Source organism: Chryseobacterium gleum, from assembly GCF_900636535.1.
Lineage (GTDB): Bacteria > Bacteroidota > Bacteroidia > Flavobacteriales > Weeksellaceae > Chryseobacterium > Chryseobacterium gleum.
This window is the reverse complement of record NZ_LR134289.1, coordinates 2,795,357-2,809,742: the sequence shown is the minus strand read 5'-3', so window position 1 is coordinate 2,809,742 and position 14,386 is coordinate 2,795,357. Positions and strand designations below refer to the sequence as shown.

Sequence of the window (14,386 nt, the reverse complement as noted above, 5' to 3'; positions counted from 1 at the left end):
TGAAATTCTCTAAATGTATGCCATGAGGCGCCGATGGCTGAAATGGCAGATTTTTATTTTCCGAATGTGAAAATTTGGCAGAAAAATTATTTTTTACGGGCCGGAATTCCGAAAAGATAGCTGGTTAATACAGGTACTACAAACAAAAGAACGGTAACGGCAGAAACTAAAATTTCCATGGTATGGCTGCCTAAAAATTGAGCGAATGCCGTGGCAGGGTAGAAGTGCTCATACAGAGATAAGCTTAGTTTAATTCCTAAAACAGCAATTACAATAAAAGCAGCGGTTTCCAGGAAGGGGAATACCTGCATAAGGCGTACAAACCACTGCGCAATAAATCTCATGGCTAAAATTCCTATAAAAACACCTAATGTAATCAGAAGTAAGTTGTCTGAGAAAGCGACTGCCGCAAAAACATTATCTATGGAAAATGCAAGATCCATTACTTCTACAATGGCAACCGTAGCCCAGAATTGCCCCAACAATCCAATTGAATTTTTATACAGCCAACTGGATTCTTTGTTGGGGTTTTCTTCTGAACTTTCATCATCACTTGTGTTTTTTATTTTTTTGATAAACCAGTCAACAGAAATATAAATTAAATACAAACCTCCCAGCGGTTTCAGCCACCACACGGAAATCAGCACAGAAGCAAAAATAAGAGCCAGTCCGCGGAACACATAAGCTCCTAGGATTCCGTATTTCAAAGCTTTTTTTCTTTGATTTTCGGGAAGATCCATAACGATGGTAGCCAATACGGCTGCATTGTCTACGGAGAGAAGGCTTTCAATAAGGATAAGATTACCGATAATGGCTATCGATTTTGCCGGGTTTTGTAATATGTCATTTAAAAGGTGGGTAAAATCAGGAAACATCATTTTTTAAAGAAATAGTATTTTGGTTAATTTTTGAAATAATGGCAGCCGAAACGGTAATGCCTATGAAGTTGGTAACAGATCTGGCTTCATTCATAAAGCGGTCTATGCTGTATAATAGCGCAAGATCTGTGGCCGGAATTTTTCCGAACCGGCTTAAGGTGAACATCAGGGCAAGAAAGCCTGACCCGGGAACACCCGAAGCTGTTTTTGATGCAATTGAAATGGTGATAAAAAGCCAGAAATAATCTTTCGTCGTAAGCGGAATATTATAAAGCTGGGCCAGGAAAATACACGAAATTGGAAGGTAGATGCAGGCTCCTGCCAGATTGAAATTATATCCCAAAGGAATAACAAGGCGAAGAATTTTTCTGTCATATCCCTGTGATTCCATTTTATCAAAGATCATGGGAAATGCCGTCTTTGAAGAAGAGGTAGCTACTACCAGAATGATTTCTTCCTTGATGCTGATCAGAAAATCCCAGAGGTTAATTTTAAAATAAGCGGTTATAACCCCTAAGATCCCGAAAATAAAAAATACACTGGTAAGATATACCGTGGCAACAATCTTACTCAACGGTAGTAAAGTATTAATTCCGTAGACTGAAATTCCGTAAGCGATATTACAGAAAATAACAACAGGAAGAAAAATGTAAACATACTTGATAAGTTTGAAGAACAGGTTTCTTCCCACATCTATAGCTTTAAGAATGTTATTCTTTTTCTTTGAAAGGCCAATCACGACTCCCGCAGATATTGATATTAAGAGGAAAAGTACATAATTGCTGATATGTAAAGGATTGGTAATCCTTGTTAAAAATCTTTCCGGAAGTGCTTTATGGGAAGAAATAATAATTCCTGTATTGGCACCTGGCTTTAGAAGAAGCCCGGAACCGATTCCCAATAAGATACTGATAGATGTGATGATCAAAAAATACAGTACCATCTGGCTTACAATTTTAAAAGCATTTTTGGTACTGAAAATATAGCTTACCCCATACATCACCGCAATGAAAATAACGGGAACGATCAAAACCTCAAGAAGCATGAAGAAGTAACTGCTCACCGTTTCCAGATGCTTACTGACTTCCGGAAAATAATAGCCGGTTAGTGCCCCGCAGATAATCGCTGTGAACACATAAAGCGTAAGGTTTCTTAAATAGGGATCTGTAAATGTTTTTTGCTTGATAGGTTTCATCACTCACTTTTTATAGGATAAGATTACGAAATTTAAAGTTATAACCTTATATAATACCAAGAATCAATGCACTCACCAACATGATGATGGAGGAGCCCAGGGCCCATTTCAATGTATATTTTAAGTGATCTGAAAACTCCACACCTGCCAGTGATACCAGCAGATAGGTAGACGGAACCAGCGGACTGAGAAGATGTGAACCTTGCCCGATAAGACTGGCTCTTCCCAATATTTCAGGCGCAATTCCCAATTCATGTCCGGTAGCAACAATGATAGGCAGTATCCCGAAATAATAAGCATCATTGGACAGGAAAAAAGTAAACGGAATACTGAATAAGGCGGTTATGACATTCATATAACCTCCCCAGCTTTTGGGAACTATTTCTATCATACTGTTTCCCATCGCCTGCATAATACCTGATCCGTTAAGGATTCCTGTGAAAATTCCGGCTCCGAAAATCATTCCCGCTACAGACAATGCATTTCCTGCATGTTTGGAAATTATTTTCTGCTGGTCTTTCAATTTCGGATAATTGATGATAGAAGCAATACAGAAAGCAATCATAAAGGCAATTCCCAATGGAACAATATCCAGGATCATCACCACTAAAAGGGTAACGGTAAGGGCCAGATTGATCAGGATCAGTTTCGGGCGGCGGAGTGCAGGATCTGCTTCCCCAATAATATCATTGCTGTTGTAGCGTGTAAATTTGCCATGTTTTGCAATTCTTATTTTTTCCCTTCTGCCCAAAATATAGGCAACAAATATAACCCACAGGATGCCTATTGCCATAATAGGAATCATAGGAACAAAGATTTCGGTATGTCCCAGCTTCAGAGAGCTCATTACCCTTGCTGTAGGCCCTCCCCAGGGAAGGATATTCATGATCTGCCCGGCAAGCATAATGATGCAGGTAAGAATCAGAGGGTTCATACCTTGTTTTTTGTACAGCGGAAGCATGGCGGCTACTACAATTAAGTAAGTGGATGAGCCATCTCCATCCAATGAAACGAGTGCAGTAAGAACAGCGGTTCCTATTGTTGTCTTAACGGGATTGTCCCCAACTGCTTTTAAAATTATGTTGACAAGAGGCTCAAAAAGCCCCGTGTCTATCATTAAACTGAAATATAGGATCGCAAAGATCAGCATAACACCGGTCAATGCAATTTCTTTGACACCATTTTTCATCATATCTCCAAGCTGTGGACCAAAACCCGCAATGAGGGCAATGGCTACAGGAACAATGACCAATGCTGTAAGCGGAGTCATTTTTTTGTTCATGATGAGAATCATGAAGATGAAAATCATTAAAAATCCGAGAAATGTAAGCATAGTTATATAGATTGGTGGGTGTTATTGTTAATCTTTTTTTCTCCAGTCAAAAGAATTTCGGAAGCCGACGTAGGCATAATTGTCTGTTCTGTGGTCTCCCAGCTGGTTAATAAATGCAAATTCAAGTGCAGAGGCTTTGCTGATTTTTATTCCAAGTCCTGCCGTAATACGGTTGCTGTCGAAGATGTTTTCCTTGGTGGCATTAACACGGACTTCATTTTTTAAAATACCATAATATTGTCCTGTTTTCCCAAAAGGTATTCTCATGGAAAGAAGGTACCTTAACCGTACTTTAAACTCATCGGGATTGTTCAAGAAACGTTCTTCTACACGAAATCGATGATTAATCAATGTTCGGCCAATGTGCCCGGTCAGGGTAACCTGTTGAAAAGGCCTTGTTTCATACCGGGTTACTTTTTCTCTTTTGGAATTATAAGAATTCAGGACAAGAAACATTGCTCCTGCTCCGGGTTCTACACCGGGAGCTACTTCGTACTCTAAATACGCATTCACAAGGAATAATCTTCCGTCTCCGCCCAGATCAAATGACCTGTATTGGGAAAGTGCAGTTAAATTGGTTTTATCAGTAAGTTTTGAATTCATGATATACTGATACCACATATTGTAGTTGTCAATACTTTGCCCTTTTACCCAATAATTGTTGATAATTATTAACAAAAAAACAAGTGTTAATTTTATAGTAAACTTCATATAATATTTGATTAATATTCTAGCTTCTCAAATATATTTATTAGCATAAGCGGCTTATGAATTTTTCAATCAATGACAGTTTTTCTCAGCAAACTGCATTTTGAGGCAAAAAGATATTTATATTTGATGCGTTTCAAAATAAGGTATGGGCTATGTTTTTAATCATTAATTTTATTTTTATATTATTGATTATCAGGATTTTATTTAATGGTAAAATTCTGGATAGCCTCATGAAGTACCGTTGGAAATTTTTACTGAGGTTTCAGCATATTTTTTTCCTTTTTATCTTCATTCTGATGACTTATTTCACCGAAAACTACTTCCTGGATTCAACTCAGCTGGTGATAAGTATTTTTTTGAATACCATTTTCAATGTGGGAATTTATTATCTGGTATACTATTATCTGGTTCCCAGGTTTTATTTATCCAATAAATATCCGGAGTTTATTCTTTATGCTTTGATCTGCTTTTTGGTGTCCAGTCTCTTCAGGATTTTGTGGGAGCCTGCAGTTTTTCAGATGGATTTCAGCGGAAAGGGTTATCATGTAGGATTTCTGTATAATGTATACATCTCGCAGGGGATTGTGATTCTCGTGGGGTCTTTTCTGGGAATTACCAAAGACAAGTTTTTAATAGAACAGGATGTAATCAGCCTTGGAGAAGAGAAGGACCAGCTTTATCTTGATTTGCTGAAATCTAAACTGAATCCCCATTTTTTACTAAACACTCTTAATAATATATATGCGAACAGTTTTACCCATTCGGAAAAGACCTCGGATTCTATTTTACAGCTGAGCAGGCTTCTCAAGTATATTATTTATGACAGCGGAAAAGAAAAAGTAACCGTTTCCCAGGAATTTTCTTCACTGAAAGCGCTTGCCGCTTTGTACCAGCTTAAATATAATAACCAGTTGGATATTGTAATGGATATTGAAGATCAGGAAGAGTTTGATATCGTTGAAATTCCTTCTGCTGTATTTCTTACTTTATTTGAAAATGCTTTGAAACATTCTGCAATAGGAGAAGATTCTCAGGGGTTTATAAAACTGTTCTGTAAAATTGAGCGCTCTGAGCTGTATTTCGAGATTATTAATTCTGTAGGGAAGGATAGAAGTAATCCGGTTGAATCAGATTATCACGGGTTGGGTAACGAAGCAATTATTCATATATTGGAAAAATTTTATGCAGATCAGTACGAGTTTTACTCCGGACCGAAATACAGTGATCAATATAAAATTGCCTTAAACATTATTATAAATGGCTAATCTGACTATCGTAAATGTAGACGATGAATATCCTGCATTACAGCTTGTAAAACAATATTGTGCTCAGCTTGAAGATGTTCAGCTGCTGGCTTCATTTCAGAAACCGGAAGAAGCGCTGGCTTTCCTGAAAGCGAATAAAGTAGATCTGGTTGTTTTCGATATCAATATGCCGGGAATCAATGGTGTGGAACTTTTGCAGCAACTTCCTGATCCGCCGCTGTGTATTTTCCTTACGCTGGAAACTAAATACGCAGTGAAAGCATTTGAGCTGGATGTTGTTCATTATCTCATCAAGCCTGTGGATTTTGAGACTTTTAAAAAAGCCGTCAATAAAGCAAGGGATTTTGTTCATTTTAAAAGTTCAGCCAATAACCGGCAGCAGGAAGATTTTATTATGTTCAAATCCAATTATGTCATGAATAAAGTCTTTCTTAAAGATATTCTCTGGATACAGGGTTTCGGGGAATACATTGTATTGATGACGCCCCTGAAAAAATATATGATTCTGGAGAGAATGTCCAATTTTGAAGAAAAATTTCAGCATTTTGGGTTTATCAGAATTCATAAATCTTATATTGTATTGTCAGATCACATCAGTTCTTATAATTCCAGCCATGTTTTCCTTAAAAATGGTGAAGAGCTTCCGCTGGGGCGTACCTATAAAAAGAATATTAAAGCACATTTAAGTTAAAAAAGAAAGCCGGAAATTTCCGGCTTTAAATTGTTATCAAATGACTGCATTACGGACAAGACTGGCCGGGGCCGATCCATAGGATACATTGTCCTTTGTAATTGTACTCGCAGCAAAAACGTCCTGCCGCTCCGCCATTGATAGATTTCTGAGCATCTCTGCTTAATACTTTGGCATTTTTCATAGTTAAAATATTTTGGTTTGTACATCCTGAGCATTTAATGTCAATCAGGATTTTGACACTGGTGTAAAAGAAGTGAATCAAATATACTATTTTTCCTTGTAATGTGATATATTTTTGTTGATCATTTTTATAATAAAATTTTGATTATCAGTTGTTAATGGTTTTTGTTCGGAATGCCAGAAAGTGAGAATATAAATAGAAAAGCCGGACACTTCCGGCTTTTCAAAATTGTTATCAGTTGATAGAACTAAGGACAGTTTTGTCCTGCTCCGATCCATAAAGTACATTTTCCGTTTTCGTCGCGTTCGCAGCATACGAGTCTGGAAGCAAGTCCGCCATGGATTGTTTTTTGAGCATCTCTGCTTAATAATCTGGCATTTTTCATAAGTAATATTTTGTTTTTTTATCCTGAACATTTATTGTCAATCAGGACTTTTGACATTTTGTGTTGATGATAAATCAAATATAAATATTTTTAAGTCAGGGTATTATGTTTTTTAGACGCAAGCAAGATATTGATATCTTTCAATACTTTATCGGATTGTTTCCAAAGACATCCTTCTTCCTGCCATATCCATATCCTGCTTTTCGATTTTCCTTGTTATGGTATCAATATAATAAGTTGTGGTAGCACTTCTGTTGCTGATGTCATCATTTGTTTTTACCATCCAGACCGGTTTTCCGTTGTATTCTGCTTTTTGAGTATCAAGGATGTAAGCCTTCATTATTCCTTTTTTCTCAGATTTAGGATTATAGTCAAAAATGGAAATTTCTGCAGTATAGTTTTCTTTTAAGGGAAGATATCTTATAAGCATTGCATAACTGCTGCTGTCAAAATAATTGGTTGCAGGAATTTCAATGATCTCTTTTTTCTGGGATTTTTTATCCAGGTAATAGCCGGTGACTTTATCTTTCCCGGATCTAAGGACCATATCTCTGTTTACATTGTAAGAAGAATGGTAAATGGGCTCGAAGTCCGATATTTTTACAAGGGTAGAATCGGTCCACTTGGCATCCGGAGCCTGTTTCATCTTTACCGTTGTTCTGATCAGGAGATCCGATTGGTTCAGCTTTTTGATTTCTGTAATAATGGTTCCTATTTCTATTTTTGTATCTGCTTTTTCTGCATACCATACAGCTTCAGAAGTCTCATTTTTGATCAGCTTCGGATTAATCCCTGAGTTTTTTGGATTCAGCAGGTTTTGGGCAAAAAAATTAGCACTGCTTAGTATTAAAAGGAAAAGAATGGTTCTCATGATCTTTTTAATAATAAGTAGTGCTATATCTGTTAAAAGTTACAACAGATTGGTTTTTAACTCTTTCCTGCTGCTTGCATCGGATTGACCTTTCCGTTGGAGCTTCCTCTTACAGGTGCTCCGTCCTGTTTTTGTTTGAAGAGCTGGAATTTAGAAGTTTCAGTACCTGATCCGGCGCTGCTCCAGAAGTTATTGTTCGTATCAATATCAGCAGTCTCTCTCATCGGGTCAAGCTGAATTGATTTTACTTTTTTATCAAAATAATACGTCTTGGAAACTTTTTGCTCATTTAGTCTCCATATCTGCGCAGCAGATTTATCATATAATTTGGAACCGTCCTCAAAAGTAAACTCAAGAATAATAGGCATTACCAAACCTCCTTTGTTGACAAAATCAATCTGGTATCCTGTAATATTTTTAAATTTCTCTTTATCCTTCGCATCCAAAGGAAGACTTGCTTCTGTTTTAGTAGTGTATTCCTTATTATTATCTACCTTTTCCTGGCCTCTGTCATATCTGTAATAGAAATCCTGAGCATCCTTATCAGTATCCACATAGAATTTAATATTTCTGTCTTCTCTGTTTCTGATTTTTGAAAGATCTTCAAAGCTGTTTACCAATGGCTTTTCAACCTGGTATTTTACTTCAGCAGCAACCTTTGGATTGGTCTCAAGATCAGGAACTGCTACCGTTACTTTATCAATGGCAATATCTACAGGGTCTGTTCCGTAGAACCAACCTCTCCAGAACCAGTCAAGGTCTTCACCGCTGGCATCTTCCATCGTACGGAATAAATCTGCAGGTTCAGGGTGCTTGAAAGCCCATCTTTTGGCATACGTCTTAAATGCTTTATCAAAAAGCTCTCTTCCCATAATGGTTTCACGAAGAATATTAAGTCCTGTAGCAGGCTTTGAATATGCATTCGGGCCGTACTGAACAATATTTTCAGAGTTGCTCATGATAGGCTCCAGCTGGTCTTTCGGCAGTTTCATGTAATCTACAATAGTCCATGCCGGTCCTCTTTTGGAAGGGAATTTATTATCCCATTTTTCTTCTGTAAGATATTCTGTGAAGGTATTCAGGCCTTCATCCATCCATGCCCATTGTCTTTCATCAGAATTGATGATCATCGGGAAGAAGTTGTGCCCCACTTCATGGATGATTACTCCGATCATTCCGTTTTTGGTTCCTTCGGAATAAGTACCGTCTTTTTCAGTTCTTCCGAAATTGAAACAGATCATCGGATATTCCATTCCATTGGCAGCTTCTACGGATTGTGCTACAGGATATGGATAAGGAATGGTAAATTCCGAATAGGTTTTAATCGTGTGGGCAACTGCTTTTGTGGAAAACTTTCTGTAAAGACCATAAGATTCTTTCGGATAGAAACTCATTGCCATAACCTTATTGTTGTTTTCAGGAATCGTTACACGCATTCCGTCCCACACAAACTTTCTGGAAGAAGTCCATGCAAAATCACGAACATCTTTGGCTTCAAAAAACCATGTTTTTCTTTGTTTTGAATGATTTTTCTCTGCTTTTTTAGCTTCATCCAACGTTACGATTTCTACAGGCTCAGAGGCATTTTCAGCTTTTCTGTATCTTGAAAGCTGATCAGAAGTTAATACCTGATCATAATTTTTACATTCTCCTGTTCCGCCAACAATGTGATCAGCAGGTACGTTAATTGAAACTTTAAAGTCTCCGAAAACCAATGCAAATTCACCTCTTCCGGTAAACTGATGGTTCTGCCATCCCTGGAAATCACTGTATACACACATTCTCGGATACCATTGTGCCATTGTGTACAGGTCATTGCCGTCCTCAGGGAAGTTTTCATAACCACCGCGGCCTCCCATCTTCATTCTGTTGGAAATATTGTAGTTCCAGTCTACTTTGAAAACGAATTTTTCTCCCTTTTTCAAAACCTTAGGAAGGTCAATACGCATCATGGTTTTATTCACGGTATATTTCAAAGGAGTTCCTGAGGCATCCGTTACTTTTTCAAGAGTAACGCCATAACCGTTATCCTTCACAGGAAGCTCTGTTACTTTAAGCTGCTGGTCAGTCGTTGAAGGGCGAAGAACAGATGATGTATCATAGCCTGCATTTCTGATGTTTGAATGTTCGTTTTCATCCAGCTGCAGCCAGATATAATCCAGATCGTCAGGAGAATTGTTGTAATAGGTCACTGTTTCTGAACCTTTCAGATTTCTTTTATCCTCATCCAGATAAGCGTTGATGTTGTAATCTGCTCTGTTCTGCCAGTATCCATGTCCGGGAGCTCCTGAAGCTGTCCTGTAAATGTTGGGCGTTGGCAGAATAGTTCCCAGCTGCTCAAACTTATTACCGTGATTGCTGCCCGGGTTATTCTGAATATTTTGTGCGGTGAAACCTGTATATGCAAATACAGAAAGTGAAAGTATGGCAACTTTTAGTTTCATAACCGAAAATGATTTATTAATGATCAAAGATAACAATAAGCTGTTGAAATAATGAAAATATTTAACTTTTAAAAAGGAATCCTTTCCAAAGTCATTTTTAAGGATAAAGCGAATACCCCGGAAGAGACAAACAGAATCCAGTCTTTTTTATTCACCTTGAAAAGATTAAGAAGAATGAACAGGATTATCAAAATTGCAAATACTATTACAATTTGCCCAAGCTCCAATCCGATATTGAACCCAAGCAGAGGTAAAGCAATACTCTGGCTTTTAGCGATCATCACCCTTGCCGTATTCGCGAATCCCATTCCATGAACAAGACCAAAGATGAGAGCGAGATAGTAGTTGGCCCGCATTAAGGTCTGTTTCTGATTCTTCATAATAATATTATCCAAAGAGGTCAGAACAATAGTAAGAGGAATTAAAAACTCAACCCAGTCTGAAGGAACTCTGAACACATCCAGGACACTTAAAGCCAATGTAATGGAATGCCCGATCGTGAATGCGGTGACAAGAATCAGGATTTTTTTCCAGTCACTATAAGAATAAACAGCAATAAGTGCCAGCACGAAAAGCTGATGATCCAGAGCATCCAGAGAAATAATATGCTCCCATCCGAGGTTTAAATAAAAAAGGAAATCCTGCATTTTGATTAAAAATTTTTACAAAAGTAAACATTTCGTATGGAGGAACGAATCTCTTGGAGGGCTGCAGCAGCCTTTTTACACTTTTCACACGAATTAAAAGAAATAGGATTTTCGGGTTTGGTATTTTATTAAAGAATACACAGGATAGATATTAGTAAATAATGGCTTCTTTTGAAGGAACCGTCTCTATAACTGTTGCTTTTTTTATATTTGCTGTAAATTAAAGTTCATGCCGGGTAAGTTTTTTTGGAGTTTTCTTTTAATATTAACACTTGTATTTCAGAGTTTTGTAAGTGATGATGCTGTGCATCCTTATCATGTGGGTTCTGTTGAAATTAATTATAATTCAAAATCCAGAACATTTGAAGTGACCGGAAGATTCTTTCTGGATGACATGGAAAACGGATTGGGCAAAAAATATGGCGGAGCTTTTCATTTTAACGATGAAAAATATAAGGCAAAACTAAATGAAGCCCTGCCCAAATACTGTTCAGAATATTTCAAATTAAAAGCGGATAATAAATTTTTGAAAGTAAATTACATCGGCTATGAAGAAGATCAGGAGTCTGTAAATATATATCTTGAGTCTGAACCTGTAGCTACTCCTAAAAAAGTAGAAACTGCGGTGAGTTTTCTGTATAACCTTTTTGATGATCAGATCAACATTGTACATATTATTGTGAATGGGCAAAGGAGCAGTGAAAAACTTACCTATCCTAACCGCTATCTCTATAAACAGTTCTAAGAATATATATTTAGTATATTGTAATTTCACGCAAAGATTTCAGCGTATGATATTATATTTTTGAGGAAGCAAAGGAGGAATCAACTTTGTTGATTTTTTCTAAGCGGCACCAAATCCATGCAGCCTGTTCAGCGACTTTGTCGCCTTCTTAGCTCACTTAATAATAACAAAACTTAATTTAGTCTTTGCGTTTTAAACAGTAAGACAAATTTACAGTTTATTAGTTTTCCAGCTGAAGCAACGTATTGATTCCTTTTGCGTGAGCCAGTAGGTCAGGAAAAAAGTCATCATAACATTGCTGAAGATGATCTTTATTTTTTAAGAAAGCTTCAAATACGGGTATGTCTTTATCCAGGTATTTTGCTTTATTCAGCACATTCTGAATACTGAATTTAATTCCCCAGTCTTCACGGTAGTTATAGAGCCAGTCGTCCTGCTCCATTTTAACAAGCATCCTTTTAAAGTTTTCGGGAAGCCATTGCTGATGCGAATTCAAAACACTGTAAACATGGAGGGAATGAGCCTTCCATTCTGCCAGTGAATGAAGGGAAAGGTCTTTCGCCACAAAATGATCCATAGAAACATCCACAAATGCACCGGCATATAATCTTACCAAAGGAGCAAAAACTTTTTTGGCTTCATGAATAGCAGGGTGGGAATCTGTAAATGTATCAATTGCCCTATGCAGGGTAATACCATCCTGAATATCTTTCGGGAAAGAAAAACGATCTCTGTTGCGGATGAAATCTTCGAGAAACTGTCCCACGATCTGCCCGTCGGTAAAAGAAAGAAAGGAATGCGCCAGATAATTCATAACTTAAAGGTATGAATTAAATGTGAATGTTTGATACTGGTGAATAGTGAATAGTGAATCCGCTTCGCTCGTAAATTTTTATTCACATTTCAATTGACTATTGACTTGCGAAGCAAAAATTGACCATTCACCTTAGAAAAGTCTCTCATGAAAATCTTCAATCTTGCTCACTTCTTCAATCTTAATTCCGAATTTTCTTTTCGGGATTTTATTAAGATTGGAAACGAATATTTTTTCATAACCCAATTTTTCCGCCTCGGTAATTCTTTGTTCAATCTGTGCTACAGGACGTATTTCACCACTTAAACCGATTTCTCCGGCAAAGCAGTAATGCTCAGAAATGGCAATATCTTCATTGGAAGAAAGAACAGAGGCAATAACTGCCAGATCCAGTGCCGGATCGTCTGTTTTGATCCCTCCGGTGATATTCAGGAAAACGTCTTTAGCTCCCAATTGAAATCCGGCTCTTTTTTCCAGTACAGCTAAAAGCATATTCAGCCTTTTTGAATCAAAACCAGTAGAGCTTCTTTGAGGAGTACCATAAACGGCTGTGCTTACCAGAGCCTGGATTTCAAGAAGCATAGGTCTGTTTCCTTCCAAGGTTACCGCAACGGAGTTTCCTGAAAGTTCCTCAAATTTCTTGGTGATCAGAATTTCGGAAGGGTTTTTAATCTCTTTTAATCCCTGTGAGATCATTTCATAAATCCCGATTTCAGACGTTGAACCAAAACGGTTTTTATTCGCTCGTAACAATCTGAAAAGGTGATTCCGGTCGCCGTCAAAATTCAGAACGACATCCACCATGTGTTCCAGAACCTTTGGTCCGGCAATCTGCCCGTCTTTGGTGATATGGCCTACAAGGAATACCGGGGTATTGTTTTCTTTGGCATATTTGATGATCTCATTGGAGCATTCCCGGATTTGAGATACGGTACCCGGAGAACTTTCTATCAATTGGGACTGCAATGTCTGAATAGAATCAATAATCATAAAATCCGGTTCCAGCTTTTTTGCCTCATGAAGAATTTTCTCCAGTGAAGTTTCAGTAAAAAGGAAACAGTTCGGATTTTGAATATCCGTAAGCCTGTCCGCCCTCATTTTAATCTGAGAAGCACTTTCTTCCCCGGAAACATAGAAGATTTTTTTCTTCATTTTCAAAGCAAGCTGAAGCAGAAGGGTAGACTTTCCGATTCCCGGCTCACCGCCAATCAAGGTAACGGAACCCAAAACGATTCCGCCTCCCAATACACGGTTCAGCTCTTCGGAAGGAGTTTTTATTCTTGGTTCCTCACTCGTTTCCACTTCAACAATATTAATCACATGTTGTTTGGTTTTTGAGAAAGGCGGTGTTTTATGGGAGGGTTTTTCCACCACTTCTTCCACTAAGGTATTCCACTCTCCACAATTTTTACATTGTCCCATCCATTGAGGGTACTGGGTTCCGCAGTTTTGACAGAAGTATGCTGTTTTCAGTTTTGCCATACTGCGAAGTTATAAAAAAAAGCATTTTTCTTTCAGAATAATCTGTTTGAATTTATATTAAAAACTAATGTGCCAAGGTAGAAATATCTTTCATATCTTAGCTTCATTCAATAAAATATTAATGTAAAATATTATTACAATGAAAAAAGTATTTTTATCTTTCGTATTTACGCTTTTAAGTATTGTTGCCTTTGCACAGGGAAGCTGGCAGGTAGACCAGATGCATTCTTCTGTTAATTTTAATATTAAGCATATGGGAATCAGTTTTGTGCAGGGAAGGTTCGACAAATTTGACGGAAGAGCTGCTACCGGTGGCGCTAATCTTGATAATGCCGATTTAAGCTTTGCCATCAGTGTTTCCAGTATTAATACCGGAGTGGATATGAGAGACAGACATCTTATAAGCGAAGATTTTTTCGATGTTGCCAAATATCCTACGATTGAATTTAAAAGTTCTTCCGTAACAAAAGATAAAAACAACAACTATATCGTTAAGGGAAAACTGACAATAAAAGGAGTGGAAAAAGAAATCAGCGCACCTGTGACATTCGGGGGCGTTACGAAAAATAAAGACGGAAAAGAAGTAATGGGAATTCAGACAAAGTTTACGGTAAACCGCCTGGATTACGGAATCAAATATGATCCGACAGGAGCTGGTATTGCAAAAGATGTGGAAGTAGCAGCTTACTTTGAACTGGTGAAGCAGTAATTTTCCAACGATACATAATATATATAAAGGTT

Annotated in this window: 15 protein-coding genes; 4 read left to right on the top strand and 11 right to left on the bottom strand. The window is 37.6% G+C overall.

The genetic code is table 11. From position 1 onward, the window contains the following. Positions 1 to 86: 86 nt before the first annotated feature. Genes EL165_RS12755 through EL165_RS12740 form a run of 4 tightly spaced genes read right to left on the bottom strand, consistent with a single transcriptional unit; the run spans position 87 to position 4,084 of the window. Entirely contained in the window at positions 87 to 878 is a 792-nt protein-coding gene (locus EL165_RS12755) for a TerC family protein (protein WP_002976541.1), read from the bottom strand. Further along, positions 865 to 2,073, bottom strand: a complete 1,209-nt coding sequence (locus tag EL165_RS12750; protein ID WP_002976543.1) for a cation:dicarboxylate symporter family transporter — start codon at positions 2,071 to 2,073, stop codon at positions 865 to 867. Before EL165_RS12750 ends, EL165_RS12755 begins: the two co-directional genes overlap by 14 nt. Positions 2,074 to 2,119: 46 nt before the next feature. Continuing rightward, entirely contained in the window at positions 2,120 to 3,406 is a 1,287-nt protein-coding gene (locus EL165_RS12745) for a CitMHS family transporter (RefSeq protein WP_002976546.1), read from the bottom strand. 27 nt (positions 3,407 to 3,433) lie between these two features. Continuing rightward, entirely contained in the window at positions 3,434 to 4,084 is a 651-nt protein-coding gene (locus EL165_RS12740) for a DUF2490 domain-containing protein (RefSeq protein WP_232529130.1), read from the bottom strand. Between the two features lie 329 nt (positions 4,085 to 4,413). Here EL165_RS12740 and EL165_RS12735 point away from each other — a divergent pair, with 329 nt between their 5' ends. Further along, positions 4,414 to 5,382, top strand: coding sequence for a sensor histidine kinase (locus tag EL165_RS12735; protein WP_228370499.1), 969 nt, complete (start codon positions 4,414 to 4,416; stop codon positions 5,380 to 5,382). Further along, positions 5,375 to 6,073, top strand: coding sequence for a LytR/AlgR family response regulator transcription factor (locus EL165_RS12730; RefSeq protein ID WP_002976552.1), 699 nt, complete (start codon positions 5,375 to 5,377; stop codon positions 6,071 to 6,073). The genes EL165_RS12735 and EL165_RS12730 overlap by 8 nt, the downstream gene beginning before the upstream one ends. A gap of 49 nt (positions 6,074 to 6,122) precedes the next feature. Here the strand turns inward: EL165_RS12730 and EL165_RS26500 are convergent, their stop codons facing one another. The 5 genes from EL165_RS26500 to EL165_RS12715 form a co-directional block, all read right to left on the bottom strand. Further along, a complete protein-coding gene (locus EL165_RS26500) occupies positions 6,123 to 6,257 on the bottom strand; it encodes a hypothetical protein (RefSeq protein WP_002976554.1) in 135 nt (44 codons plus the stop codon). A 247-nt stretch (positions 6,258 to 6,504) separates the two neighbouring features. Continuing rightward, complete coding sequence (locus EL165_RS25845; protein ID WP_164720337.1) at positions 6,505 to 6,642, bottom strand: hypothetical protein; 138 nt, start codon at positions 6,640 to 6,642, stop codon at positions 6,505 to 6,507. Between the two features lie 148 nt (positions 6,643 to 6,790). After that, positions 6,791 to 7,513: a DUF3108 domain-containing protein gene (locus EL165_RS12725; protein ID WP_002976556.1), complete on the bottom strand. Its 723-nt coding sequence runs from the start codon at positions 7,511 to 7,513 to the stop codon at positions 6,791 to 6,793. A gap of 56 nt (positions 7,514 to 7,569) precedes the next feature. Then, the gene (locus tag EL165_RS12720) at positions 7,570 to 9,957 is read right to left on the bottom strand and encodes a M1 family metallopeptidase (protein ID WP_002976557.1); all 2,388 of its coding nucleotides are present in this window, start codon (positions 9,955 to 9,957) and stop codon (positions 7,570 to 7,572) included. 68 nt (positions 9,958 to 10,025) lie between these two features. Then, entirely contained in the window at positions 10,026 to 10,604 is a 579-nt protein-coding gene (locus EL165_RS12715; protein WP_002976558.1) for a HupE/UreJ family protein, read from the bottom strand. Between the two features lie 229 nt (positions 10,605 to 10,833). Between EL165_RS12715 and EL165_RS12710 the strand changes: the two genes are divergently transcribed. Beyond that, positions 10,834 to 11,349, top strand: a complete 516-nt coding sequence (locus EL165_RS12710; RefSeq protein ID WP_002976559.1) for a DUF6702 family protein — start codon at positions 10,834 to 10,836, stop codon at positions 11,347 to 11,349. A 220-nt stretch (positions 11,350 to 11,569) separates the two neighbouring features. Here EL165_RS12710 and EL165_RS12705 read toward each other — a convergent pair whose 3' ends face one another. Together EL165_RS12705 and radA are read right to left on the bottom strand one after the other, a co-directional pair. After that, positions 11,570 to 12,163 carry an acyl carrier protein phosphodiesterase gene (locus tag EL165_RS12705; protein WP_002976560.1) on the bottom strand — a complete coding sequence of 198 codons (594 nt, stop codon included), beginning with the start codon at positions 12,161 to 12,163 and terminating at the stop codon, positions 11,570 to 11,572. A gap of 132 nt (positions 12,164 to 12,295) precedes the next feature. Beyond that, positions 12,296 to 13,645, bottom strand: a complete 1,350-nt coding sequence (gene radA, locus EL165_RS12700) for a DNA repair protein RadA (RefSeq protein WP_002976561.1) — start codon at positions 13,643 to 13,645, stop codon at positions 12,296 to 12,298. A gap of 139 nt (positions 13,646 to 13,784) precedes the next feature. On the opposite strand from radA, the gene EL165_RS12695 reads away from it, so the two are divergent. Beyond that, the gene (locus EL165_RS12695) at positions 13,785 to 14,354 is read left to right on the top strand and encodes a YceI family protein (protein WP_002976562.1); all 570 of its coding nucleotides are present in this window, start codon (positions 13,785 to 13,787) and stop codon (positions 14,352 to 14,354) included. The last annotated feature ends 32 nt before the right edge of the window (positions 14,355 to 14,386 follow it).

Bases quoted from the DNA above. Each gene is read 5' to 3' on its own strand.
- EL165_RS12745 (WP_002976546.1), bottom strand. From the start codon at position 3,406: ATGCTTACATTTCTCGGATTTTTAATGATTTTCATCTTCATGATTCTC.
- EL165_RS26500 (WP_002976554.1), bottom strand. From the start codon at position 6,257: ATGAAAAATGCCAAAGTATTAAGCAGAGATGCTCAGAAATCTATCAAT.
- EL165_RS12730 (WP_002976552.1), top strand. From the start codon at position 5,375: ATGGCTAATCTGACTATCGTAAATGTAGACGATGAATATCCTGCATTA.
- EL165_RS12720 (WP_002976557.1), bottom strand. From the start codon at position 9,957: ATGAAACTAAAAGTTGCCATACTTTCACTTTCTGTATTTGCATATACA.
- EL165_RS12750 (WP_002976543.1), bottom strand. From the start codon at position 2,073: ATGAAACCTATCAAGCAAAAAACATTTACAGATCCCTATTTAAGAAAC.
- EL165_RS25845 (WP_164720337.1), bottom strand. From the start codon at position 6,642: ATGAAAAATGCCAGATTATTAAGCAGAGATGCTCAAAAAACAATCCAT.
- EL165_RS12715 (WP_002976558.1), bottom strand. From the start codon at position 10,604: ATGCAGGATTTCCTTTTTTATTTAAACCTCGGATGGGAGCATATTATT.
- EL165_RS12695 (WP_002976562.1), top strand. From the start codon at position 13,785: ATGAAAAAAGTATTTTTATCTTTCGTATTTACGCTTTTAAGTATTGTT.
- EL165_RS12735 (WP_228370499.1), top strand. From the start codon at position 4,414: ATGACTTATTTCACCGAAAACTACTTCCTGGATTCAACTCAGCTGGTG.
- EL165_RS12705 (WP_002976560.1), bottom strand. From the start codon at position 12,163: ATGAATTATCTGGCGCATTCCTTTCTTTCTTTTACCGACGGGCAGATC.
- EL165_RS12710 (WP_002976559.1), top strand. From the start codon at position 10,834: ATGCCGGGTAAGTTTTTTTGGAGTTTTCTTTTAATATTAACACTTGTA.
- EL165_RS12755 (WP_002976541.1), bottom strand. From the start codon at position 878: ATGATGTTTCCTGATTTTACCCACCTTTTAAATGACATATTACAAAAC.
- EL165_RS12725 (WP_002976556.1), bottom strand. From the start codon at position 7,513: ATGAGAACCATTCTTTTCCTTTTAATACTAAGCAGTGCTAATTTTTTT.
- radA (WP_002976561.1), bottom strand. From the start codon at position 13,645: ATGGCAAAACTGAAAACAGCATACTTCTGTCAAAACTGCGGAACCCAG.